At 33.7% G+C, this 23,031-nt stretch carries 28 protein-coding genes, 2 rRNA genes and 1 other annotated feature (1 of these 31 only partly in view); of the genes, 7 read left to right on the top strand and 23 right to left on the bottom strand.

What is annotated here, in order from left to right; all coding sequences use genetic code 11:
• Positions 1 to 182, bottom strand: a binding site (T-box leader) (it extends 50 nt beyond the left edge of the window).
• A 164-nt stretch (positions 183 to 346) separates the two neighbouring features.
• From BUB32_RS00180 to BUB32_RS00170, 3 genes are all read right to left on the bottom strand, one after another.
• Positions 347 to 1,750 carry a CCA tRNA nucleotidyltransferase gene (locus BUB32_RS00180; RefSeq protein WP_072966358.1) on the bottom strand — a complete coding sequence of 468 codons (1,404 nt, stop codon included), beginning with the start codon at positions 1,748 to 1,750 and terminating at the stop codon, positions 347 to 349.
• Positions 1,751 to 1,831: 81 nt separating this feature from the next.
• The gene (locus tag BUB32_RS00175) at positions 1,832 to 2,353 is read right to left on the bottom strand and encodes a spore maturation protein (protein ID WP_072966355.1); all 522 of its coding nucleotides are present in this window, start codon (positions 2,351 to 2,353) and stop codon (positions 1,832 to 1,834) included.
• Between the two features lie 5 nt (positions 2,354 to 2,358).
• Entirely contained in the window at positions 2,359 to 2,943 is a 585-nt protein-coding gene (locus BUB32_RS00170; RefSeq protein ID WP_072966353.1) for a nucleoside recognition domain-containing protein, read from the bottom strand.
• A 177-nt stretch (positions 2,944 to 3,120) separates the two neighbouring features.
• Here BUB32_RS00170 and BUB32_RS00165 point away from each other — a divergent pair, with 177 nt between their 5' ends.
• On the top strand, positions 3,121 to 3,372 hold the full coding sequence (locus BUB32_RS00165; protein ID WP_003867347.1) for an AbrB/MazE/SpoVT family DNA-binding domain-containing protein: 252 nt from the start codon (positions 3,121 to 3,123) through the stop codon (positions 3,370 to 3,372).
• Between the two features lie 36 nt (positions 3,373 to 3,408).
• Here the strand turns inward: BUB32_RS00165 and BUB32_RS00160 are convergent, their stop codons facing one another.
• From BUB32_RS00160 to BUB32_RS00150, 3 genes are all read right to left on the bottom strand, one after another.
• Positions 3,409 to 4,278 (bottom strand): cation diffusion facilitator family transporter, encoded by an 870-nt coding sequence (locus BUB32_RS00160; protein WP_072966351.1) that lies wholly within the window; start codon positions 4,276 to 4,278, stop codon positions 3,409 to 3,411.
• Positions 4,279 to 4,414: 136 nt separating this feature from the next.
• On the bottom strand, positions 4,415 to 5,236 hold the full coding sequence (gene rsmI / locus BUB32_RS00155) for a 16S rRNA (cytidine(1402)-2'-O)-methyltransferase (protein ID WP_072966338.1): 822 nt from the start codon (positions 5,234 to 5,236) through the stop codon (positions 4,415 to 4,417).
• Positions 5,237 to 5,238: 2 nt separating this feature from the next.
• Positions 5,239 to 5,985: a tRNA1(Val) (adenine(37)-N6)-methyltransferase gene (locus BUB32_RS00150; RefSeq protein WP_072966336.1), complete on the bottom strand. Its 747-nt coding sequence runs from the start codon at positions 5,983 to 5,985 to the stop codon at positions 5,239 to 5,241.
• Positions 5,986 to 6,123: 138 nt separating this feature from the next.
• Between BUB32_RS00150 and arcA the strand changes: the two genes are divergently transcribed.
• The 4 genes from arcA (at position 6,124) to BUB32_RS00130 (ending at position 11,010) form a co-directional block, all read left to right on the top strand.
• Positions 6,124 to 7,347 (top strand): arginine deiminase, encoded by a 1,224-nt coding sequence (gene arcA / locus BUB32_RS00145; protein WP_072966334.1) that lies wholly within the window; start codon positions 6,124 to 6,126, stop codon positions 7,345 to 7,347.
• A 182-nt stretch (positions 7,348 to 7,529) separates the two neighbouring features.
• Entirely contained in the window at positions 7,530 to 9,701 is a 2,172-nt protein-coding gene (locus BUB32_RS00140) for an alkaline phosphatase family protein (protein WP_072966333.1), read from the top strand.
• 75 nt (positions 9,702 to 9,776) lie between these two features.
• Entirely contained in the window at positions 9,777 to 10,610 is an 834-nt protein-coding gene (locus BUB32_RS00135; protein WP_072966331.1) for a sulfite exporter TauE/SafE family protein, read from the top strand.
• Positions 10,611 to 10,614: 4 nt separating this feature from the next.
• Entirely contained in the window at positions 10,615 to 11,010 is a 396-nt protein-coding gene (locus tag BUB32_RS00130) for a DUF1634 domain-containing protein (protein WP_029687688.1), read from the top strand.
• 305 nt (positions 11,011 to 11,315) lie between these two features.
• On the opposite strand, the gene BUB32_RS00120 is transcribed toward BUB32_RS00130, so the two are convergent.
• The 15 genes from BUB32_RS00120 to BUB32_RS00050 all read right to left on the bottom strand — a co-directional run bounded on the left by BUB32_RS00120 (position 11,316) and on the right by BUB32_RS00050 (position 21,339).
• Positions 11,316 to 12,197 (bottom strand): PSP1 domain-containing protein, encoded by an 882-nt coding sequence (locus tag BUB32_RS00120; RefSeq protein WP_072966328.1) that lies wholly within the window; start codon positions 12,195 to 12,197, stop codon positions 11,316 to 11,318.
• Between the two features lie 2 nt (positions 12,198 to 12,199).
• Positions 12,200 to 13,174 carry a DNA polymerase III subunit delta' gene (holB, locus tag BUB32_RS00115; RefSeq protein WP_072966326.1) on the bottom strand — a complete coding sequence of 325 codons (975 nt, stop codon included), beginning with the start codon at positions 13,172 to 13,174 and terminating at the stop codon, positions 12,200 to 12,202.
• Positions 13,175 to 13,182: 8 nt separating this feature from the next.
• Positions 13,183 to 13,623, bottom strand: coding sequence for a YaaR family protein (locus BUB32_RS00110; protein WP_072966324.1), 441 nt, complete (start codon positions 13,621 to 13,623; stop codon positions 13,183 to 13,185).
• A gap of 10 nt (positions 13,624 to 13,633) precedes the next feature.
• Entirely contained in the window at positions 13,634 to 13,963 is a 330-nt protein-coding gene (locus BUB32_RS00105) for a cyclic-di-AMP receptor (protein WP_042834306.1), read from the bottom strand.
• Between the two features lie 13 nt (positions 13,964 to 13,976).
• Positions 13,977 to 14,588: a dTMP kinase gene (gene tmk / locus BUB32_RS00100; protein ID WP_042834307.1), complete on the bottom strand. Its 612-nt coding sequence runs from the start codon at positions 14,586 to 14,588 to the stop codon at positions 13,977 to 13,979.
• A complete protein-coding gene (locus BUB32_RS00095; protein WP_072966323.1) occupies positions 14,585 to 16,006 on the bottom strand; it encodes an aminotransferase class I/II-fold pyridoxal phosphate-dependent enzyme in 1,422 nt (473 codons plus the stop codon). Before BUB32_RS00095 ends, tmk begins: the two co-directional genes overlap by 4 nt.
• 353 nt (positions 16,007 to 16,359) lie before the next feature.
• Positions 16,360 to 16,584 carry a sigma factor G inhibitor Gin gene (locus BUB32_RS00090; RefSeq protein WP_084726965.1) on the bottom strand — a complete coding sequence of 75 codons (225 nt, stop codon included), beginning with the start codon at positions 16,582 to 16,584 and terminating at the stop codon, positions 16,360 to 16,362.
• A gap of 140 nt (positions 16,585 to 16,724) precedes the next feature.
• The gene (locus BUB32_RS00085; protein ID WP_072966320.1) at positions 16,725 to 17,297 is read right to left on the bottom strand and encodes a DNA-3-methyladenine glycosylase I; all 573 of its coding nucleotides are present in this window, start codon (positions 17,295 to 17,297) and stop codon (positions 16,725 to 16,727) included.
• A gap of 10 nt (positions 17,298 to 17,307) precedes the next feature.
• A complete protein-coding gene (locus BUB32_RS00080; protein ID WP_072966318.1) occupies positions 17,308 to 18,255 on the bottom strand; it encodes an ROK family protein in 948 nt (315 codons plus the stop codon).
• A 149-nt stretch (positions 18,256 to 18,404) separates the two neighbouring features.
• Complete coding sequence (gcvH, locus tag BUB32_RS00075; protein ID WP_029687698.1) at positions 18,405 to 18,782, bottom strand: glycine cleavage system protein GcvH; 378 nt, start codon at positions 18,780 to 18,782, stop codon at positions 18,405 to 18,407.
• A gap of 208 nt (positions 18,783 to 18,990) precedes the next feature.
• Positions 18,991 to 19,269, bottom strand: a complete 279-nt coding sequence (tusB, locus tag BUB32_RS00070; RefSeq protein ID WP_072966317.1) for a sulfurtransferase complex subunit TusB — start codon at positions 19,267 to 19,269, stop codon at positions 18,991 to 18,993.
• A 12-nt stretch (positions 19,270 to 19,281) separates the two neighbouring features.
• Positions 19,282 to 19,641, bottom strand: a complete 360-nt coding sequence (locus tag BUB32_RS00065; protein WP_072966315.1) for a DsrE family protein — start codon at positions 19,639 to 19,641, stop codon at positions 19,282 to 19,284.
• Between the two features lie 12 nt (positions 19,642 to 19,653).
• Entirely contained in the window at positions 19,654 to 20,007 is a 354-nt protein-coding gene (locus tag BUB32_RS00060) for a DsrE/DsrF/TusD sulfur relay family protein (RefSeq protein ID WP_072966314.1), read from the bottom strand.
• Between the two features lie 52 nt (positions 20,008 to 20,059).
• Positions 20,060 to 21,076, bottom strand: coding sequence for a thiosulfate transporter TsuA (locus BUB32_RS00055; protein ID WP_072966312.1), 1,017 nt, complete (start codon positions 21,074 to 21,076; stop codon positions 20,060 to 20,062).
• A gap of 20 nt (positions 21,077 to 21,096) precedes the next feature.
• Positions 21,097 to 21,339: a sulfurtransferase TusA family protein gene (locus tag BUB32_RS00050; RefSeq protein ID WP_029687703.1), complete on the bottom strand. Its 243-nt coding sequence runs from the start codon at positions 21,337 to 21,339 to the stop codon at positions 21,097 to 21,099.
• A gap of 190 nt (positions 21,340 to 21,529) precedes the next feature.
• Here BUB32_RS00050 and BUB32_RS00045 point away from each other — a divergent pair, with 190 nt between their 5' ends.
• Both BUB32_RS00045 and BUB32_RS00040 read left to right on the top strand, forming a co-directional pair.
• Positions 21,530 to 22,423 carry a LysR substrate-binding domain-containing protein gene (locus tag BUB32_RS00045; protein ID WP_029687704.1) on the top strand — a complete coding sequence of 298 codons (894 nt, stop codon included), beginning with the start codon at positions 21,530 to 21,532 and terminating at the stop codon, positions 22,421 to 22,423.
• A 12-nt stretch (positions 22,424 to 22,435) separates the two neighbouring features.
• Positions 22,436 to 22,654 (top strand): sulfurtransferase TusA family protein, encoded by a 219-nt coding sequence (locus tag BUB32_RS00040; RefSeq protein WP_003871399.1) that lies wholly within the window; start codon positions 22,436 to 22,438, stop codon positions 22,652 to 22,654.
• A 45-nt stretch (positions 22,655 to 22,699) separates the two neighbouring features.
• On the opposite strand, the gene rrf is transcribed toward BUB32_RS00040, so the two are convergent.
• Positions 22,700 to 22,808, bottom strand: a 5S ribosomal RNA gene (gene rrf / locus BUB32_RS00035).
• A 30-nt stretch (positions 22,809 to 22,838) separates the two neighbouring features.
• Positions 22,839 to 23,031 (bottom strand): 23S ribosomal RNA (locus BUB32_RS00030); the annotation flags it as partial.

Genomic DNA, 23,031 nt, shown 5'->3' with positions numbered 1-23,031 from the left:
ACGCATGCCTCACAGAGTGCTAACACACTCCTACCCTGTAACGGGAGTTCCCGGTAAAACCTACTAGCCTTCAGCAGTACGGCTCCGGAGCCATCTTCAAAAGCCCAAACTTTATCGGTTCGCACCTCGCCCGACTCTCTGTAAAAGTTCAAGCTTTTTACTCTTTCCTTCATAGCCTTTTACTATATCTATTTATTTTTTAATATACCCTTTATAAAAAGTATTGTCAACTGCCTTTTTGATTATTCCCATCTTTTTATTACTCTTTATTTACAGAATGTTTTAATTCCTTTGCAAAATAACTATCATAAGAGATGCAATGAAAATTTTTGCATCTCTTTTTGAATCATATTTTCTCTATTCTCAATCTCTCTTTTACAAACTCAATGGCATCTTCTTTACTTTCAATCTCACCATAAAATCTATTTTTTCTTATTTCATATAAAATTTGTCCTAGTTTTTTACCATCTTTTATATCAAAATTTATTATTATATCTAAGGGAGAAAGTAAATGCTCTTGTGTTTCCTTAAATTCTACATATCTTCTTAGAAGCTTAGTTATGAAATCCGTGTATTTTGGTATATCTTCTTCCTTACCTAAATTGAGCCTTGTTGCTGTAAAGTCTGCTAAAGATAAGAGCAAAACTCCTATAGAATCATCTTTGAGTTCGGAAAAAAACCTAAAAAGCGATTTATTAGTCGGCCCTCCATTTACATAATACATCAAAGGCTTCATATGATAAAGAACAAGCTTTTTAAGCAAAGAAGATTCCTTTTTGGGCATTTTCATTCTTGAAGATATTTTTTTTACAATTTCAGCCCCTTTTATCTCATGATTATAAAAATGTACTTTATTTTCAGTATCAATATATATGGATTCTGGTTTACCTATATCGTGAAAAAGAGCTCCAAGTTTTATTATGTCCTTTACTTTGTTGTCAGAAGAAAGCTTTCTATCTAAATACTCCGAAACTATATCATATACGTCTTTGGGAAATCTCATAGAATTTATGATATTTTCATATTCTTCTACAGTTTTTAGTGAATGTATCCAGGCATTCGTAAGGTGATAATAGCACTTTCCTACTTCTTTCATTTTAGCAACTTCTTCAAATATATTTTCCATAAGTTTTAAATCTTCCATCATTCTTAAATATTTGTGAGAATTCTTTTCTTTTAATATTATAAAAATTTCATTCATTATTCTCTCTGAGGCTACTTGTTTTATTAAGGCCGCTTCTTCTCTTATTTTAGCCTTTGTACCCTCATCAATATTAAATTTATAAGTCGCAGCAAATCTCACAGCCCTCAAAGCCCTTAAAGGATCTTCTTTAAAGGTCATCACACCCACATGCTTTATTTTCCTGTTTTTTATGTCCATCATGCCACCAAAAGGGTCAATAATATATTCAAATTCAAAATAATCCGTCAGTTTTATAGCCATAGCATTCATTGTAAAGTCTCTATGAGCTAAATCTATGTATATATCTTCACCTCTTAAATTAGTAAAATCTAATATTTCATCTCCTACAACAACCCTATATGTGCCTTTTTCCGCCATAAAAGGCACAAAAGTACCCCCTAATTTTTCTGCCGCTAATGTGGCGATTTTCTCTGCATCTTCCTGAACTACAAAATCATAATCTTTAGCTTCTCTATTTAAAATCCTGTCCCTTATGTATCCCCCAACAATATACAAATTATATGCTTCTTTTCCTAATTTTCTTATTAATTTTGGTATTGTTGCCACAAAAAATCATTCCTTTCCTTTTAAAAGGCAAAAACAACATTACAATATATAGTATAACAAAAGTGAAAAAGTGTACAAGTATTAAAAAAATAATCTGCTATAAAATACACAAGAAAGTATTGCGATAATATCTGCAAAAATTCCAGAGATAACAGAATGTCTCATCTTTTTTATTCCCACTGCCCCATAGTAAACAGCAAGAACATAAAAAGTGGTCTCAGTAGATCCATACATAGCAGAAGCCATTTTCCCGATTAGAGAATCAGCACCATGAGTTTTTATAATCTCAGTCGCAATCCCCAAAGCACCACTTCCCGAAAGGGGCCTTATTAAAGCAAGAGGCACAAGCTCCTGTGGCATGCCTATTTTATTTGTAAAAGGCATTAAAAATTCCCCCAATAAGTCAAGGGCGCCTGACGCTCTTAATACACCTATTGCCACAAGCATTGCTACAAGAGCTGGAAATATTTTTATAACTACAGAAATTCCTTCTTTTGCCCCATCGACAAACACTTCATACACTTTGATATTTTTTATGATTCCATAAAAAGGAATAGCAAGAACAAGTATAGGAATAATCCATTCAGATATAATTTTCATCATTATTTTCACTCCTTAAATATAGGCATTTTTTCAAGGTATTTATTCAAAATAAGGCCAGCTACAAGTGCAGTGCTAGTTGAAAGTACGCTGACAATCACAAAATCCGCAGGATTTTTAGCCCCCAAAGAAGCCCTTATTCCAATCATTACTGCAGGTATAAGCTGTATTGAAGCTGTATTTATCACTAAAAAACGGCCCATTGCATTTGAAGCACTGTCTTTTTTATTAAGCTCTTGAAGGTATTCCATAGCCTTAATTCCAAAAGGCGTTGCTGCATTACCTAATCCTAACATATTAGCTGATATATTCATTATCATCGCTGAAATAGCTGGATGGTCTTTTGGCACATCAGGAAAAAGCCTTATAATTGTAGGTTTTAGTAATTTTGCTATAATATCTGTAAGACCTGACTTATCTGCAATTTTCATTATCCCAAGCCACAAAGCCATTACACCAACTAACCCTATCGAAATAGCAACAGCAGTCTGTGCTGAATCAATTATAGCTTTAGATACTTCTTCCATTCTGCCATTTATTATTCCTACCAAAACTCCTATCGCTATCATAAAAAACCATATGTAATTTATCATGGTATAGCCCTCCCAAATTACCAAAAAAACTTCGTTTATGCTTTTCTTCTTATGTAATAAAATTTATGTTATTAACCTTAAAAAATTCCAAAAAAGGTGTTGACTTATTTTTCAAAACTTGGTATTATTATAAGTGAAGTCTAGTTGTCGAATTTTGTAACTCAGGAGGGGAGAAAAATGTTGAAATCCACAGGTATTGTAAGAAAAGTAGACGAATTGGGAAGGGTAGTAATACCAATCGAGCTCAGGAGGACGCTCAACATAGCAGAGAGAGATGCTCTTGAAATTTATGTTGATGGAGAACAAATAGTCCTCAAAAAGTATGAGCCTGCTTGCATTTTCTGCGGCAACGCTGAAAATGTAATAAACTACAAAGGCAAAAATATATGCAAAAATTGTCTTGAAGAATTAAAGAAATCTGTAGACTAATAGCAGGATAAATAATAGGAGGCAATATACCTCCTATTATTTATCCTCTTCTTTTCTCCCTTCCGGTTCTATATGAATTATCACATGAGAATCAGGAAATTTGTCCGTTATTTGTTTTGAAACTTTATGTGACAATTCATGAGCTTCTACTATGTTGTAATTTTTGTCCACTCGCAAATGAACGTCTATTTCTCTTCGAGGTCCCGATTTTCTAGTTCTCAATTTGTGAAAACTTGTAATTTCAGAATTTGATTTTATTATATTCTCTATTTCCTTAACTTCCTCTTCTGGAAGACTAGTGTCTGTCAAATCTTTTAAAGCTTCCTTTGTCAACCCAATTGATGCTTTTATAATAAGCAATGCAACAAAAATAGCTATGATTGGATCCAAAATATCCAATTTAGTGACTTTTATGACAACAAGTCCTAGTGTAACTCCCACGGACGTAAATACATCAGTTAAAAGGTGCATTGCATCTGCTTTTAAGGCAATAGAATTTTCTTCTTTAGATACTTTAAACAAAAAATATGATACTACTCCATTTACAAAAGATGCAAAAAGCATGACAATAATGCCCATACCTAAATTTTCTACATAAGTACGAGTAATTATTCTTCGCACTGCCTCATATGTGATAAATATAGCTGCAAAAAAAATTAAGATAGCTTCCACAAAGCCAGAAACGTTCTCATATTTACTGTGTCCAAAAGGATGGTCCTCATCTGCGGGCCTTACTGCTACCCGTATAGAAAAAAATGCAATTAGACTAGCAATTAAATCAATTGAAGAATGTATAGCTTCAGAAATTACCCCTACTGAATGCATTAGTATTCCTGCCAGCAATTTTATAGCTATCAATACACTGTTTGAAACCACAGATAGCAAAGCTGCGTTTTGTTTATTCATAACATCCTCCATATTCTCAATTGAAATTTCACTGTTGATATATATTATAGCTTATTGCTGAAAAATATGCAAATATTTTTAATTTAGGATATTGAAAATCAAATTCAATTGATAGTAACTATTATTTCCAACTTCTTTATTTTTTTCCTATAGTGAGTTTATACACTTGACTTTTGGATATTCCCAATTCTTTAGCAACTTTTTTAATAACCTCTTTTTTATCCATTCCTTCCTCAAGGTATTTTTGAATTAATATCTCTGGTTTTTCTTCAACTTGTTGTTTTTGTGCTCCTTCAATAATTAGTACAATTTCACCTTTTATTTCATCCCCCAGTTTCCTTAAAACTTCATCTATTGTCCCTCTTACAAATTCTTCGTGAATTTTAGTAAGTTCTCTTGCTATGACAATTTTTCTTTCAGCTACATAAGATTTCAATTCGTGGAGAGTTTCTTTTAAACGATGAGGTGCCTCATAAAGTATGACAGTTCTCTCTTCTTTTGAAATACGGTTTAGCCTTTCTTCTCTTTCTTTATTTTTTGTCGGCAAAAAACCTTCAAAGACAAAGGAAGAAGTATCTAATCCTGAAGCAACTAAGGCAGTAATTGCAGCAGTTGGACCAGGCAATGATACAACTTTTATGTCTTCTTCTATGCAAAGTTTCACAAGGTCTTCCCCAGGATCTGAGATTGCCGGTGTACCTGCATCTGTAACTAAGGCAATTGACTTCCCTTTTTTTAGTTCCTCTATAAGTTTTATCCCTTTTGTCCTTTTGTTATGTTCATGGTAACTGGTAAGAGGTTTTTTTATGTCAAAATGATTTAAAAGTTTAAGAGTTTGCCTCGTATCTTCGGCAGCTATAATATCAACTTCTTTTAAAGTTTTTAAAACTCTTAAAGTTATATCTTCTAAATTACCAATAGGAGTGGGACATAAAAATAATACCCCAGAATTTTCCATCTTTATTCCTCCTCTAATTGCGTTTTAGAGTATATTTCTATAATTTCTTTTGTATACTCCCCACTTTTTTCATACACATAAAGGGGAGCCAATATGTTTAAACCTGGCTGAGAACCTTTTTTTGATTCTATTAGCAAAAGATTGGGTTTACTATCTACATAAGGATGCACAAATCTCAATTTTTTAGGTTCTAAATTGTATTTTCTTAAAAAATACAAAATGTCAACTAATCTTTCTGTTCTATGAATCATAAAAAATTTTCCTCCAAATTTTAAAAGTTTCGAAGCAGCCTTTATAAATTCCTCAAGTCCTCCATATATTTCGTATCTCGCGATATTTTCCGACTCTTGTTTTTTATCAAATCCCGTTTTTACTGGCATATAGGGAGGATTTGAAGTCACTATATCAAATTTTTCATATCCTAATATCTTTTCTAATCCTCTTACATCGCCTTTTATTATTTTTATTCTTTCTTCCATTTTATTAATAGCTACACTTCTTGTAGCCATATCCGCCATATCTTCTTGTATCTCAACACCGTAAATAAAGGTATCTTGAGTTTTAGCAGCAATTAAAATAGGTATTATGCCAGATCCACATCCTAAATCTACAATTTTATCTCCTTTTTTAGCAGTAACAAAATTAGCAAGCAATACCGCATCCATTCCGAATTTAAATTTATCCTTGTGTTGAATTATAACTAAATCTTTCAAGTTTAATTCATCTAATCTTTCACCATTTTTTAACATTTTATCACCTCTATAATATTCTTGATTTATTTTATCACAATTGCCAAAAGTTTTTATTAACTTTTTAAATACGTATTGAAAATTGAAGTAGTGCACAGTATACTATATAAAGAATTTAAACATTAGGAGGATGAAAAGTTGACAAAAGTAGTTACTGCTCCCCGCGTAAATTCAGAAATAAATAAATTAAAAACAGCGATTTTGCACAGGCCAGGGAAAGAATTGGAAAGATTGACCCCTCAAAATTTATCCGAGCTTCTTTTCGACGATATCCCTTGGGTTAGAAGAATCCAAGAAGAACACGACAACTTTGCAAAAGTATTGCAGCAAAATGAAGTCCAAGTACTGTATTTACAAAATCTCTTAGAAGAAATATTAAAAGAAGAAGATGTAAAAGAAAAATTTATTGAGGAATTACTTCAAGTAAATGGAGTTACCTCTCCAAAAATCAATAACTATTTAAAAGAATTCCTTAAAGAAAAATCTTCAAACGAGATTGCCGAAATAGCAATTGCAGGTTTGGCTCTAAATGAAATAAAGATAAAAAAATCTATGATGGGTTTAGCAGAATACATATACCAAGATAGTTATTTTTATATAAAGCCCTTACCAAATCTTTATTTTATAAGAGACCCCGGAGCAATGATAGATGGCGGTTTAATGATAAGTTCTATGAAAACAGCAGCGCGAAAACCAGAAACTCTAATATTAAAATACATTTATAAATATCATGAAATTTTTAGAAAAAATAATATTCCTTGGTGGTATGATGATAGCTATCCTCATTCCATAGAGGGCGGAGATGTGCTAGTATTAAGTGAAAAAGTAATTGCCGTAGGATGTAGTGAAAGAACAACTCCTCAGGCAATAGAGCAATTAGCCCATAATTTATTTGAAAAAGGTTCCTCTGTCGAAAGAATATTGGTGGTGCAAATCCCTATAAACCGTTCTTATATGCATTTGGATACAGTTTTCACGATGGTTGATATAAACAGATTTGTTTTTTATCCGGGAATAAAAAACGAGTTGAGAGTATTTAGCATCATAAAAGAGGAAAAAGGTTTCTCTATACATCAAGAAAAAGATTTGCAAACAGCATTAAAAAATGCGCTAAATCTCTACACAATAGATATAATACCAACTGGCGGGTTAAATGCAATAACTTCTGCAAGAGAACAATGGAATGACAGTACAAACACTTTAGCTATCTCTCCGGGAGTTATTGTAACCTATTCCAGAAATGAAATATCTAATAAAATAATGGAAAAAGAAGGAATAAAGGTAATCCCTATTGAAGGGTCGGAACTTTCAAGGGGAAGAGGCGGCCCTCGTTGTATGACTATGCCCCTTTTAAGAGAATAAATTAAATCACAGTCCCCTTTTTATGCACAAATTTAAAGCATAAAAAAGGGGATTTTTTTATCTACATTGAAAAGTTACTAACAAATTAATAGATTTAACCTTTCTGTTGTTAATAAATTTTTAATAATTTAATGGTATAATGTTTGAGTGTCAATTTACTAATTGAAAAGGAAGGATAATTTATGAAAAAATTTTTTGCAATTTTTTTGTGCCTTGTGTTTATTTTCTTTATAGTTTCCCCTTCAATTTCTTTTGCATCTCCAACAAAGAATAAAATAGCAGTGCTCTTTATTTTAGATAGGACAAGTATTAATGACTTTGCTAAATACAATCTTCCAAATATAAAAAAGTTATTAGACATGGGTTCTTTAGCACTTATGAATACAAGAGCAGCAGGAAGTTATTCAGAACCTTCTTCTTATCTCACCATAGGAACAGGTACCCGAGCTTCAGCTGGTGAAATGGGTAGCCTATGTTTTAACAAGGATGAAGTTTATGGCTATACTTCTGCAGAAAAATTATATCACCTTTATACCGGGAAACTTCCACAAGAAGGTAATATAGTTAACTTAGGAATACAAGATTTAATAAATCAAACTTCTACTTTAAATTATACTGTTACGCCGGGATTGTTAGGTGAACTTTTAAAAAGAAATGGAATTTATGTTCACGTATTAGGAAACTCTGATATAAAAACTTCTTCAGGAATATTATATAACAGATATGCTCCTTTAATTGGTATGGACAAAAACGGGATAGCCCAAGGAGATGTTAGCGAAGATTTATTAATAAAAGATGATAATAGTCCTTATATGATAAAAGCCGATTATGAAAAACTCTACAATAAATTTGTAGAATACAGTAAGAATGGCGGCCTCATAATTATAGACCCAGGGGACCTTTTAAGGGCAGATGTATTTTCTAAATATACTACCCCTTCCTTGGCTCAGCGTTACAGAGAAAAGGCATTATATGAATCTGATAAACTCATAGGTAAAATATTATCTGATTTGGATTTGTCTAAAGATTTATTTATTGTCGTGACTCCTTATCCTTCTAATCAAGATATACAAATTGACAATTTAATTACTCCTGTAATAATAGCAGGCCCTTCTTATTCACAAGGTTTTGCAACTTCTAATACTACAAAGCGCCAAGGAATTATTGCAAATTTAGACATAGCACCAACAATATTATCATACTTTAACATAGAACCTCCTGTAGAAATGTTGGGACATCCAATTGAAAGCATCAAATACCAAAATGCCCTTGGTTATCTCATTAACGCAGATAAAATGATTGTTTCTGTCCACAATGCTAGGCCATTAGTGTTAAAAAATTATGTTTTACTTGTAGTTATTGTGCTAATACTTTATATAGGTCTATTGTTTTTAAAAAAGGAATATTTAAAGTATTTGACACCCATAATTTTGGGAGTAATGACTGTTCCTCTGACATTTTTAATTCTGCCTTTATTAGGCCCCTTATCTCTTTACTTAAACATTGTGGCTGTTGTCGTTTTAACTGGATTAATTGACGGGTTAATCATGTATTTTGTAAAAAATGATTTAGACAGACTAATGGTAATAAGTTTAGTAACCACAATCACAATAATAATAGACTTGTTACTTAATTCTCCTTTGATGAAAAACTCTATATTAGGATATGACGTTATAAGCGGAGCTAGGTTCTATGGAATAGGAAATGAATACATGGGAGTCTTGATAGGTTCTTCAATTATGGGAACTATGGCATTAATTGAAAAATATAAAACCAAAAGCGTAAAAATTTTAGGCGTTATCCTTTTTACTGTTGCATTTTGGTTAATGGTTCTACCTAAATTTGGAGCAAAAGTCGGGGGATTTATAACTGGTTTTATGGCTTTTGGTTCCACAATTTTGATGCTCTTTGGAGTAAAAATAAATAAAAAGACCTTTTTAATAATGTTTATCTCTATGGTAATATTGCTATTTTTGATGTTTATAGCCTCAATGTTTTTTGGAACTACTACCCATATGGCTCAAACAGCTATTATTGTAAGAAGTGAAGGTATAAATTCTTTATTCCAAATTTTTGCAAGAAAGCTTCAAATGGAACTTAAACTTATAAGATACACTATATGGTCATGGGTACTTATAATATCTATTTTAGTGCTATTTATACTATCATATAGGCCAACGGGTGTACTTAAAAACATCTTCAAAAATTATAAATACGTGTATTACGGATTTTTTGGCAGTATCGTAGGTATGCTTTTTGCTCTTGCCTTCAACGATGCTGGCATTGTAGCAGCAGCTACTACATGTATATATGCAATACCTCCTATTTTACTACTTCTTCAAAGAAAAGTATAACTTTTTGTTCCTTTTAAAGTATATGTTATAATTTATTATTGTAGCAAGTAACCCGGTAAAAAAGGAGATGATAATGTGGTTTTAACCTCCCTAGAAATTCTCGCTTTTTCTTTTATAGCAGGAATTTTTGGAGCTCTTTTAGGACTAGGAGGAGGAATAATCGTAATCCCAGCCCTTACTTTGTTATTAGGTGTAGACATCAAATATGCTATAGGTGCAAGTATAGTTTCAGTCATCGCAACTTCCAGTGGGGCAGCAGTCGCATATGTAAGAGACAAGATTACAAATTTGAGAATAGGAATGTTTCTGGAAATCGCTACAACTACAGGAGCTATAACAGGAGCCTACCTTGCTGGATTGATAAGTCCAAAATATCTTTATATAATTTTTGGCATTGTGCTTTTGTATTCGGCTTTAGCTATGCTTAGAAAAAGGCATGAAGAATTACCTCAAAATGTCGTATCTCACCCTTTGGCTAAAAAATTGAAATTAGAAGGATCTTATTTTGATAAAGTGTTAAATAAAGAAGTAAAATACAAAGTAGCAGGAGTCTACAGTGGATTTGGAACGATGTATGCTGCCGGTGTTTTATCCGGACTATTAGGAATAGGAAGTGGTATTTTTAAAGTTATGGCAATGGATTTATTCATGAAATTGCCTATGAAAGTCTCTACTGCTACAAGCAATTTCATGATTGGTGTTACAGCTGCAGCCAGTGCAGGTGTGTATTTAATGAGAGGTTATATAGACCCAAAAATAGCCGGTCCAGTAGCTTTAGGAGTTCTATTAGGAGCAACGTTAGGAACAAGAATAATGGAAAAACTTAGAAATACCACTATAAGGAAAATATTTATACCTGTACTTGCTTACATCTCTATTCAAATGCTTATAAAAGGCTTGGGGGTATAAAACTATGGAAAGGGAAAGCAATAAAGATTTAATATTAAAAAAAGAAAATGAAAAAATAATGGCTATGGAGCTTATAATAAGCAAGGCTTTAAATATAGGGGTTAAAACCAGCGCGTTTGTCATTCTTATAGGACTTTTAATGCTTATAATAACAGGGAAAAGTGGATATCCTATTGGTTATTATCCCACTTCCCCAGGGGAAATTTTAAAAGGTTTCATATCTTTAAAGCCTTATGCTATTATCCTTACCGGACTTTTATTGCTTATATTAACCCCTGCATTTCGTGTGGCCGTTTCGATAATTACTTTTTTATACGAAAAAGATTATTTATACACGGGTATTACTACGCTTGTTTTTATAATCTTGATAATAAGCTTTATACTTGGAAAAATAGAATAAAAATAGAGGAAATTTATTCCTCTATTCAGTTTGTTGACAAAGTAAAAAAATATTCAAAAGGAGATATTTTGTATCGTCGCTCCGATGTTCCAAAGCGACAAAACTAAAACTCGACCTTCAGGTTCCGGCAGGGTACCGGGCACAATCGGCATCCATGCCTTAAGGTGCCCGCCTCCGCCATCCTTGGCTTCGGCCCTGCCTCCACCTTCGGTCTTGTTAAGTTTTGTTGCCGCTTTGTCACAAGTCACTCCTTATACAAAATATCTCCTTTACGAAAGTTTGTCTACAGTCTGAATATAGGAAATTTATTCCTCTATTTTCTCCAAGTCCTCCCCAAATAGTTTCTCCTCGTAGGTTTCTTCAGTTTCTTCTCTTTCTTCTATAACTTCCACTTCTTCAGGATCATACTCTTTTATTATCTCTATTCCTTCTACATTTTTCATTTTTACTTTAAGTTTTCGCCTAATTACATCTACTTCTGCAACCTTCATTTCTTTATCTCCAGCTCTTATTATACTACCAACTTTAGGAAGCTCTGCTCTAATTTTCTCATACATCTCCTGTTCATACTTCAAACAGCACATTAATCGCCCGCAAATACCTGATATTTTGGTGGGATTTAAAGATAAATTTTGGTCTTTAGCCATTTTGATAGAGACAGGCTCAAATTCCCCTAAAAAGGCGGTACAACATAGAGGCCTTCCACAAGGTCCTAAACCTCCTATGATTTTTGCTTCATCTCTTACCCCTATTTGCCTTAGTTCTATTCTCATCCTGAAAACTGCAGCCAAATCCTTCACTAATTCTCTAAAATCTACTCTACCTTCTGCAGTAAAATAAAATATGACTTTGGTATTATCAAAAGTATATTCTACATCAATTAAATTCATTTCCAAACCATGCTGCCCGATTTTCTGAAGACATATTTCAAAAGCCTCAGCTTCTTTTTTCTTGTTTTCATAATAATGTTCTACATCTTCTGGCGTCGCAATTCTTATTACTTTTTTTAAAGGAGCCACAATCTCTTCTTCTGGTACTTCTTTTATACCGACAACTACTTCGCCAAATTCTATTCCTCTTATTGTTTCAACTATAACTTTATCGCCTACTTTTATTGACAAATCCCCGGGGTCAAAATAATATATCTTCCCTGCTTTTTTAAATCTCACACCTACAACAGTAACCAAAATTATAAACCTCCCGCCATATCTAAGAGTAGATTCTCTACCGCCAATTGATAGTTTATATTTGAATTAATTTGTAAGTTAAATTGCTCTATTCTATTAATTATATTGTTAAGTCTATCGATAGTCAATTGAGATTCCATTTTCTGTATTTTATCTAAAAAATCTATATTTTTTATGAAAGAGGCATCTTTTGTAGCCTTAAAAACTAACAAATCTCTCATATAGGAAAGTAGAATTTTTAAAATTTCTTCTATATTGTCTTTATTTTTATCAAAAAACTCAAACTCATCTATCACTTCAAATCCCTTTGTCGTAAGAATCTTTTCTATTTCTTGTATTGTCTCTCTTCTAAAATTTAAATATTCATTATCAGTTAATTTGTTGGCTTGAGCAAAATTTCCATCAGCAATATGAGATAACACTTCCGCATCTTTTTCAGAGATATTGTGTTCAAGCATTAAATAATTCTTTATCGTATTTTTACTTTCTTTATTAAAACGGACTATATTACAGCGAGAAACAATTGTAGGCAAAAGCTCTTGTTGTTGGGATGCAATCAATATAAAAAGTCCATATAAAGGAGGTTCTTCTAAAGTTTTGAGAAAGGCGTTTTGAGCTGCTACAGTCATTTTATCAGCTTTGTCTATAATAAAAATCTTTTTGCTAGCTTCATAAGGTCTTATATTAATTTCATTAGTTATATATCTTATAGTATCTACTTTTATAGAATTCTCCTCCGGCTCTATAAAAAACACATCTGGATGATTTTTATCCACTATCTTGAGGCAAGAACTACACCTAAAGCAAGGCTTTTCAATTTCCCCTTTACAATTTATCATCATGGCAAAATACTCTGCCATAAATCTTTTCCCTAATCCTTCTTCCCCTACAAACAAATAGGCATTTGAAATTTTATTTTGAGATATTATATTTTTAAAAATATTTAATACGGCTTCATGCCCATAAATCCTATACACGTTATCACCTATGAATATATGTCTATTAATAATCCTCTTATATCATCTATCATTTTTAAAAGTTCCAAGTGTTTGGAGTCTTTTAAAAACTCTTCTGTAAGTTTTTCTAATTTGTCATTTACTTTTTCAACTAGAGAATAAATTTTCTTCCTACCTCTTGAGTCGACATATTCTTTTTTTGTGTATTTTAACATACCATTTGTCGTTTCTTGCAAAAACTTCTTTACAAGTTTTTTGTAATTAATTAAGTCCTGCAAAGTCAAATTTTCTTTTAATTTTTGTGCTGCACTGTCTATCTCTGATAAAATCCCATTTAATTTGTCTTGATGAAATTGATCTAATTCTTCATCAAAAGTATCAATAAATCTTTTAGTAACTCTATAAGACTTATTGTACTCACTTTTTATATCAGATGAAATCTTCGGAGATTTTACCTCTTCAATTCTCATGTCAAACACCTTAAATTCTGAAGAATTTTTCTACATTTATTACAAAAACTGTAGCTCCACCAATCGTAACTTCAACTGCTTGTGGCAGAAAAATGTCTGTAGCACCACCCATAGGTGTAGGAGAGGTAATTATTCTATCGCGAGTTTTACATTTTTTCTCTATTATGCTGATAACATCATCTAATTTTTCGTCTTCTACACCTATTATCAAGGTTGTATTGCCAGACCTTAAAAATCCCCCAGTAGATGCTATTCTCGTAAAGCTAAATCCTCCCTCAGTCAAGCCATCCATAAGTCTCCTTACATCTTCGTCCTGCACAATAGCTAATACTAATTTCATGTTATGACCCTCCTTACAAATATTTTTTTACTACATCAAGTATGTCTTGATGCACTTTCATAAGCTCTTGCATTCCGTCTATAAATACAAACCTTTGAGGAAATTCTTTAATTAACTTAATATAACCTTCTCTTACTTTTTTATGAAAATCCCAACTTTCTCTCTCTAATCTATCTGCTTCTCTTTTGCCTCGTCTTTTCATTGCTTCTTCAGGAGTAATGTCTATATAAATTGTTACGTCAGGCAAAATCCCCATTGTAGCTATTTCGTTAATTATCTTAACCTTTTCTATCCCTAAGCCCCTCGCATAACCCTGATATACATAAGAACTATCCACAAAACGGTCTAAGAGTACAATTTTACCCTCTTCAATGGCCGGTAAAATTTTTTCCTCCATCAGCTGAGCTCTAGAAGAAGCATATAAAAGCATCTCTGTAACTGGAGAAATGAAATTATTTTTATCCAATAAAATATCTCTAACTTTTTCTCCAACTTTTGTGCCTCCGGGCTCTCTCAATACCAAAATATTATAACCCTGTTTTAAAAGATACTCCTTCAGAAATTTTATCTGAGTAGTCTTACCGCATCCATCTATTCCTTCAAAGCTTATAAATTTTCCTCTCATATTTCACACACCAATAGGTTGTTATTTTTAAGACCTAATACCTTAATACCTTTATTATATAACACATTTATATATTTTACCATATCTTTTTTTATGCGCTCTCCTGGACAAATAAGCGGAACACCTGGAGGATAAGGAATAATAAAATCAGCAGAAATACGACCTTCTGCTTCTTCTAAAGATATTAATTTAGTTTTTTGCCTTACCGCTTCAGAAGGTTTTAAAACCATTTCTGGAGTATCAGGATAAGCTGCCACTTTTTCAGCTGTTTTTTTATCTTTTTTTACATTTTCAAGCCCTTTTATCCCCTTTATTAAAAGGTCAACCTTTTCTTTATCATCCGCTAATGTAACCATGGCAAGCATATTAAAAGTATCAGCCATCTCTACTTGTATATTAAAATTCTCTCTCAAAAATCTTTCTGCTTCAGGCCCCGTTATACATAACTTCTTTACACTTACAGTAAGTTTAGTTCTGTCAAAGTCAACAATGCCAAAGCTACCTACTATTTCTTCTCCTAAACACCTTATTTCCCCAAGAGTGTTTATCTCATATCTTGCATAATCAGCAAGAATAATTGCTTTTTCTAATCTTTTTTTGCCTTCTTTCTCCATATAATCTCTTGCAAGGTCAAGAGAAGACATAAGAAGGTAAGAAGGAGAGGTTGATTGAAAAAGGCTTAAGGAATACTTTAAGCGATCTATGTCTATTCTATCGGAATTTAAATGGAGTATAGAGCTTTGAGTAAAAGAAGACAAGGTTTTGTGTACACTCTGTACCACAATATCTGCTCCTGCCTGTATAGAAGAAAGAGGCAAATTATTAGAAAAAGGAAAGTGAGCTCCATGGGCTTCATCTACAATTAAAATTTTATTATATTTATGAACAATGTCAGAAATTCCTATGATATCGCTACAGAACCCGTAATAATTGGGATAAGTCATCACTACTGCTTTTATAGACTCATCCTTTTTTAAATATTCTTCCAGTTTGTTTATATCAACTCCCATTGGAATGCCGTCTTCATAATCAATTTCCGGGTTTATGTAGACAGGTACTGCTCCTGTTAGTACAAGGCCATTGTACACAGATTTGTGAGAATTCCTCATTATAAGCACTTTATCGTCAGGATTTAAAGCTGCGTACATCGCTGCGTATATGCCGGATGTCGTCCCATTTACAAGAAAAAAAGACTCTCTTGCCCCAAAAGCTTTTGCTGCAAGTTTTTGTGCCTCCAGTATGGGACCTTCAGGATTGTGAAGATTGTCAAGTCCTGGTACTTCTGTTAGATCAATCTTTGCCAAATTAACGAGATATTCTCCTGGAAAAGTACTTCCTTGTTTATGGCCTGGCATATGAAAAGGTATAATTTGGTTTTTTACATAACTCATAAGTGCTTCATATAATGGAGCTGTCATACAATACCTCCGTATAATCATAATTTTTCGTTATTTTGATTATACCATAAAAATATGAAAACCGGATTCATATCCGGTTTCAGACTGTAGACAAACTTTCGTAAAGGAGATATTTTGTATAAGGAGTGACTTGTGACAAAGCGGCAACAAAACTTAACAAGACCGAGGGTGGAGGCAGGGCTGAAGCCAAGGATGGCGGAAGCGGGCACTAAGACAAGGATGTCGAATGTGCCCGGTACCCTGCCGGAACCCGAAGGTTGAGTTTAGTTTTGTAGCTTTGGAACATCGGAGCGACGATACAAAATATCTCCTTTTGAATATTTTTTTGCTTTGTCAACAAACTGAAACCGGATTCATATCCGGTTTCCATATTTTATGTCTTTCATATAGCCTTCCCATATGTCTATCATCTTTTGCCTGTAAAAATCATAACCTTCATCAAAAGGAGATAAGTTTATCAATTTTTGTTGGCAATTTGCGCAAAGAAATTTCCCTAGCACTTCTATTCCATCTCGTGATTCCTGTTCGCATATAAAGCATTTCCTTTTTGTTACTATGATTTCCATATGCAACACCATCTTTCAAAATTTTTCTAATGTAATTATTCCCTTTTGTGCAAAAATATATTCACCATTTTTTGTATTTCCTAATTTCATTATATTTTTTCGCAAAAGAAAAAAGCAAGTCTCAATGCAAATTGCACCAAGCCCTGCCTGTATTATTTAAAAGGCTCAATTAACTCCTTATATCTAAAGCAGCTTATTAAATGGTCATTTACTATACCTACAGCCTGCATATAGGAATATATGATAGTAGAACCTATAAAAATAAATCCTCTCTTTTTAAGGTCCTGGCTGATTTTATCTGATAATTCAGTTTTAGAAGGTATATCTTCAATTTTTTCCCACGCATTTATTATAGGTTTATAATTTACAAAACCCCAAATATATTGATCAAAACTTCCAAATTCTTTTTGTACTTCTATAAACCTTTTTGCATTGTGTATTGAAGCCTCTATTTTCTTTTTGTTTTTTATAATTCCACTATTTTTTAAGAGTTCTTCCACTTTCTTTTCATCATATTGTGACACTTTTATAGGGTTAAAGTCAGCATAGGCTTTCCTGTAATTTTCTCTTTTTCTTAAAATAGTAATCCAACTAAGACCCGCTTGTGCCGATTCTAAAACCAAAAACTCAAAATGTTTTTTATCCTCATGAACAGGCACTCCCCATTCTTCATCATGATATTTTATGTAAATGTCGTCACTAAGGCACCAAGGACACCTATCCATATTTCACCTCTTATAAAAGTAATGCTGCCGCTCCTAAAACGCCCACGTTTTCTCCAAGCTCTGCTTTTACTACTTCACATACTTCGGCATTAGGCTTCAAAGCTTTTTTCTTTATTGTTTCCATCATTTTATCATATAGCATCTCCCATTGTGTGGATACGCCACCACCTATGGCAATTCTTTTTGGATTATAAAAAGCCATGATATTTGAAATTCCCACTCCAAGATAAAAAGCTTCATTGTCAACCAATTCTTCCGCAAACTCATCTCCCAATTTTGCCGCTTCAAATACATGTTCCGATTTTACTACTCCATCTTTGGCTAAATCCCTTATCATTGTATCTTTCCCATTTTGAATTCCTTCTTGAGCAAATTTCGCAATAGCCGTACCAGAAGCAAAAGCCTCAAAGCACCCATAATTTCCGCAATTACATCGAGGCCCATTAAAATTTATAGTATGGTGCCCAATCTCAGCTGCATTAGAATTTTCTCCGCTATAAAGTTTCCCTTCTATTATTACGCCACCACCAATCCCAGTACTTACAGTTATATAAACAAAATTGTCTATACCTCTTCCTGCGCCAAATAAATGTTCTCCAATAGCTGCAGCATTTGCATCATTTTCTAATTTTACTTCAACTCCCAGCTTATGAGATAAAATATCCACAATGGGAACATTGTCCCAATCTGGAAGATTAGGTGGGCTTATAACTACCCCCCTTTTGGCATCAAGGGGCCCTGGAGATCCAATCCCAACTCCTTTTAAATCAGATATTTTTAATCCTGCTTCTTTTAAAACGTCATAAACACTTTGTTCGATTCGCTTAATTACTTCTTCTGGCCCTTTTTCTGCCATAGTAGGTATTTTGATGCTCTTTATGATATTGCCCTTCTCATCTACAAGCCCTGTACTTATCTTTGTCCCACCTAAGTCCACACCGCATAAGATCTTCGCCATTTTTATCCCTCCATTGCCATATTACTACCTTCAAAAAATTACATATATACCCTTCTGAATAAAAAACCTTTAAATAATTATAACATTACTAAAATTATTAATAAAGTCAACACACAAAAAGAGAATGCCTTTTCAGGCATTCTCTTTTATTATTTTCCTAATAATTTTTTATATTCTTCGGCTGTCATTAAATTCTCAACTTGTGATTTATTTTTAAGTTCTACTAATACAAGCCAACTATCATAAGGATCACTGTTTACTAAAGAAGGGTCATCAAGAATATTGTTGTTTACTTCAACTACTTTTCCATCCACTGGTATATAAACGTCAGAGGCTGCTTTTGCAGATTCTAGTACTCCAAGTACATCGCCGGCAGTGAATTCAGTCTCTACTTCTGGTAATTCAATATATTCTATATCTCCTACAGAATCCTGTGCATAGTCAGTTATTCCTATATATGCTTTATCTCCTTCTATTTTAAGCCATACATGGTCTTTAGAATAGTACAATCCCTCCAAAACTTTCACTTTAAAAACCCCCTATTCCATGAAATATTTTGTTCATTCAAAAAGCTCCCAAACTTTAAGTTTTTAATAATAGTTTGTATTTAAGAAAATTACATTTTGTGCACAGACTCACCAAATCAGATAATCTATTGCGTTTGATTCGCCAAAAATATTACCTACCGCAACTTCTGCTTGTGCTGAAGCAACATGAGCCAGCACAATCATCCCTCTAAGAAATTATTTTCTCATCCCTTTCTATAAGATCAGCCCATTCCTCATAATCTATCAAAGGAATTGGGCTTTCACTCTCTTCAAATCCTCTTGCAATAAAATCTTCTTTAAGCGCGAAGAGCTCAACCCCTTCTTTTACAAGATCCTTTAGATTTTTTTCAATTGCAAAAATGACCCCATCCTGTATGAAAATAACTTTATCCTGGGGCAGTGCAAGTTTCAACAAAAATTCTGGAAGTTGATTAGCCGGACTTTTCTTAACAATTATCAACGCCATATCTTTTCCCTCCTAAAAGAATACTACCTTATCGAAAGAATGTACAAACTCTGGAAGTTCTTCTTTTATTATCGTCTTTAAATTCCAATGAGGTTCAATTTCATTTTCTTTTATGCTATATTTTTCAAGGTCTTCTTTTATTGCATATACTTGAGTATTGTATTTTTCCAAATATTTAAATGTAATGGATAGCGGTAAACATCCAATTATTTCTGGTTTGCATTGTTTGCGAACTGCAAGAACTGCTTCGTTTACAAAAAGTACAACCGGTTCAAGGTCTTCTCCGTACATACCAAAAGCACTTCTGAGAGCCTCGTTTATCCAGATACTTCCAACGGGCGAATTGTACACTGCAAATAAAACTTTTTTCATTCTTTACACCTCCTATGGCAGTAAATTGATGTACCTATCGGAATTGTAAATAAGTGCTGCCATCTCCGGCACTCCGGAAAAATCTGAGCCTTCAATTTTCATATCTTCTGTAATTCCCCTGTATTGTGCACAAAGACCGCAAATGTGAACCTCTACTCCCTTATCTGAAAGTTCTTGAAGTTTTAATGGAATATTTCTATCAATTTTCATGGGTTTTACTAGTTTATTTGTTGCAAGAACAGAATCAGCAAACAAAAATATTGACACCTTATGCCCTCTTTTCACAAAAACTTCTGCTAAATGAATTGCTGTATCCATGTCTTCATTTGTATAAGGGGGCACATTTACTTGTATTGCTATATGCATATTTATTCCCTCCTCTTAAAATTTTGTGGGAAGGGCAAAGCCGCCCTCCCACTTATTTTCTCTCAAAAAGGTACCAAACCATAAACCAGTTTCCCAATACTGCAAAGATTGTAAACACTATTGAACTTATAGCTAAATGGGGAAGTCCCGAAAGAATATGCCCTATATTACATCCTCCAGCACTCCCTGCACCAAATCCCATTAAAATACCGCCTATTGCTACCTGAACAAAAGTTTTTGGGTCTTTTGGAACTCTCAATCTGAATTCTTTCGCAAAAAGTGCCGCCAGATATGCTCCTACTATAATACCAACTATCTCCATGCCCATCCAGTTGTACGGAATAGGCTTAGTGAGGTCTAAATTTGCAGTAGTGGTTCTAAAAAGATTCACCCAGCCTCCTGTTATGCCAAGGGGATATGACTTCTGAGAAAGATATGCTATAATTCCTACAAGTCCTAATGCAATACCGCCTGTAACCCAATCGAATCCTGAAACTTTTCTTTCAGTGGTCTTCCAAAATACCAGTACTATGAGAAGCAACAATGCAAAAATAATTGCTACAATCCATGGATTAATATTCAAAAGATTTGCCAAAGTTAAATTGACAGCTCCATCTTTTGCAGCGTAAAATCCTCCAGGGTTATTAGCAGTAGTTATGGGTTTCCCCATCCAACTATTTACAAATGATAGAGGCCCTCCTCTTACGGCAGAAGCAGTGACACCAAAAAATACTGCGGCTACAAAAGCTGTTATATAACCTTCACCTATCCTGTAAGTAATACCACTGGCACATCCTCCTGCCAAGACCATACCCATACCAAATAAAAATCCTCCAATTATCTGTGCAAGAGGTACAAAAGCTATTGGATTCAATTTAATCCAGCCTAATTGAGCAGCTAATTGAAACCCTACTGTCTCCACCAGTATTGCAAGTAAGGCTAATTTTGCAAGATAATTATCTTTTGTCATCTTCACATCTCTTATAGCTGAGTTAAAGCAAATCCTACCTCTTTGCAGAACAATTCCAAAAAGAATACCAACTAAAAGCCCCTGTAACCTCGGATCCATAAAATCTCCCCCTCATCTTATCAAAGCTTTTTAATGAGAATTCTCCACTCACTTGGTCCAATTTCCTCAATAGAGATGACTTCCCCTCCTATTTCTTTAACCCCAGATGGAATTCTCTCTTTGGAAAGTGCATAGTCAATTAACACTTCAAGAATTTCTCCTGATTTCATCTCCTTAAGTTTTCTTCTCGTGTCTACATCAGGAACAGGGCACACCTCTCCTCTTTCGTCTAAAGTATAGGTAGGTTTAACATCATTTCCCATTTTACATACCTCCTCACTTTGTTATCATTTTAACATTTCAATTTTATTATACTATAAAATTTTCCCTATATATTATTTGAAATTATTATGTGATATTAGTTTTACTTATAACAAACTTTGTAGTATAATAAAACTTAATCAAGCAAAACGTTGTACTGCGATAGCTTTTTAACAAACAGGGGGGGTCATTGTGAATATTGAAAATTTGAGAGCATTTTATAAAACCGTATACTATAAGAGCATTTCCTCAGCAGCAAAAGAATTGTATCTCTCCCAGCCGGCCATAAGTCAACAAATAAAAGCATTAGAGAAAGACTTAAAAGCTATTCTTTTAAAGCGCAGTAACAGAGGAGTTATTCCTACCGTAGCTGGAGAATTGGTGTATCAGTACGCAGAGAGGATATTAAATCTATATGATAATATGATTAAGGACTTAGAGTGCTGCGAAAACGACTGCATGAACAGGCTTACAATTTCCTCTTGCCCCACTATTGGCCAATATGCTCTTCCTTGCACACTTCACGAATTTAAGAGAAGGTATAAGAATGTTACAGTTCATGTGGAACACAATTTCACACCAGAAGTGATCTATAACATCAAAGAAGGAGGAATAGATATTGGGTTTATAGAAGGCTGTTACATAGATGAAAATATTTCCTGCATTCCTCTGGGAGAATTCAAAATGCATTTTGTCGCAAGTGGTAATTGGGAAGAAAAAAGCTTGTTAAAAAACAAATTATTGCGTTATAATTTTTTTATAATACATAAAAAATGCGCTCTAAGAAAAGTAATTGAAGAAACACTTTTAGCCAATGGAATTGACATCAAAAAATTAAAAATTGAAATGGAATCTCCCTCTATTGAATCGATAAAGTCCTCTGTAGCAGCAGGACACGGTCTGTCTATTTTACCCTATATAGCCATAAAGAAAGAATTATATACTAAGACCTTGTCTATAGTTCAGGTTGAAAACATAGAATTTAATTACACTTATTCAATCATATACAATAAAAAGATTTACAAAAAATCCAAGTCCGATTTCATCGACTTTATAAAAAACAGCGGTAAAAATTTTTTCTGCTAAAGGTGATGCAAATTGGTTCATGAAATCATGTGTATGGGGGAAATCTGTCCTTTGCCTCTTTTAAAAACTAGAAAAAAATATGAAGAAATGAAAGAAGGAGATGTATTAAAAGTGGTTGTAGACCATCGCTGTAGCTTGGACAATATAGAAACGTACTTTTCTAAAATAGGTTGCACTTTAAAAATAGAGGAAGTGTTAACTGGCGTCTGGGAAGTATATATAAAAAAATAAACTCCTATAAAGGAGTTTATTTATAAAGGGGGCTTTATAAAATTTTACCGGCAGCGACCTACTCTTCCGCGAAAGCAGTACCATCGGCGCTGGAGGGCTTAACTTCCGTGTTCGGAATGGGAACGGGTGTTTCCCCTCCGCTATCGCCACCGGAAATCTAGACCTTCAAAACTGCACAAAGCCAAAGGTCAAGTCCTCGACTGATTAGTACCGGTCAGCTAAAAGTGTTTCCACTCTTACACCCCCGGCCTATCTACCTCGTGGTCTTCGAGGTGTCTTACCCCTTTCGGGTGGGAAACCTAATCTTGAGGCGGGCTTCACGCTTAGATGCTTTCAGCGTTTATCCACTCCGAACTTGGCTACCCAGCTGTGCACCT

This window comes from Thermoanaerobacter uzonensis DSM 18761, assembly GCF_900129115.1.
GTDB lineage: Bacteria > Bacillota > Thermoanaerobacteria > Thermoanaerobacterales > Thermoanaerobacteraceae > Thermoanaerobacter > Thermoanaerobacter uzonensis.
This window is presented reverse-complemented; position numbering and strand designations above follow the sequence as displayed.

Coding starts and splice junctions, on each gene's coding strand:
- BUB32_RS00055 (WP_072966312.1), bottom strand. CDS start 21,076: ATGGATCCGAGGTTACAGGGGCTTTTAGTTGGTATTCTTTTTGGAATT.
- BUB32_RS00060 (WP_072966314.1), bottom strand. CDS start 20,007: ATGCATATAGCAATACAAGTAAATGTGCCCCCTTATACAAATGAAGAC.
- BUB32_RS00130 (WP_029687688.1), top strand. CDS start 10,615: ATGGAAAGGGAAAGCAATAAAGATTTAATATTAAAAAAAGAAAATGAA.
- BUB32_RS00110 (WP_072966324.1), bottom strand. CDS start 13,623: ATGAGAATTGAAGAGGTAAAATCTCCGAAGATTTCATCTGATATAAAA.
- BUB32_RS00050 (WP_029687703.1), bottom strand. CDS start 21,339: ATGGGAAATGATGTTAAACCTACCTATACTTTAGACGAAAGAGGAGAG.
- BUB32_RS00175 (WP_072966355.1), bottom strand. CDS start 2,353: ATGATGAAAATTATATCTGAATGGATTATTCCTATACTTGTTCTTGCT.
- rsmI (WP_072966338.1), bottom strand. CDS start 5,236: ATGGAAAATTCTGGGGTATTATTTTTATGTCCCACTCCTATTGGTAAT.
- BUB32_RS00105 (WP_042834306.1), bottom strand. CDS start 13,963: ATGAAATTAGTATTAGCTATTGTGCAGGACGAAGATGTAAGGAGACTT.
- BUB32_RS00080 (WP_072966318.1), bottom strand. CDS start 18,255: ATGGCGAAGATCTTATGCGGTGTGGACTTAGGTGGGACAAAGATAAGT.
- BUB32_RS00165 (WP_003867347.1), top strand. CDS start 3,121: ATGTTGAAATCCACAGGTATTGTAAGAAAAGTAGACGAATTGGGAAGG.
- BUB32_RS00170 (WP_072966353.1), bottom strand. CDS start 2,943: ATGATAAATTACATATGGTTTTTTATGATAGCGATAGGAGTTTTGGTA.
- BUB32_RS00085 (WP_072966320.1), bottom strand. CDS start 17,297: ATGGATAGGTGTCCTTGGTGCCTTAGTGACGACATTTACATAAAATAT.
- BUB32_RS00095 (WP_072966323.1), bottom strand. CDS start 16,006: ATGACAGCTCCATTATATGAAGCACTTATGAGTTATGTAAAAAACCAA.
- tmk (WP_042834307.1), bottom strand. CDS start 14,588: ATGAGAGGAAAATTTATAAGCTTTGAAGGAATAGATGGATGCGGTAAG.
- BUB32_RS00150 (WP_072966336.1), bottom strand. CDS start 5,985: ATGTTAAAAAATGGTGAAAGATTAGATGAATTAAACTTGAAAGATTTA.
- BUB32_RS00140 (WP_072966333.1), top strand. CDS start 7,530: ATGAAAAAATTTTTTGCAATTTTTTTGTGCCTTGTGTTTATTTTCTTT.
- BUB32_RS00090 (WP_084726965.1), bottom strand. CDS start 16,584: ATGGTGTTGCATATGGAAATCATAGTAACAAAAAGGAAATGCTTTATA.
- tusB (WP_072966317.1), bottom strand. CDS start 19,269: ATGGCGTTGATAATTGTTAAGAAAAGTCCGGCTAATCAACTTCCAGAA.
- BUB32_RS00160 (WP_072966351.1), bottom strand. CDS start 4,278: ATGAATAAACAAAACGCAGCTTTGCTATCTGTGGTTTCAAACAGTGTA.
- BUB32_RS00065 (WP_072966315.1), bottom strand. CDS start 19,641: ATGAAAAAAGTTTTATTTGCAGTGTACAATTCGCCCGTTGGAAGTATC.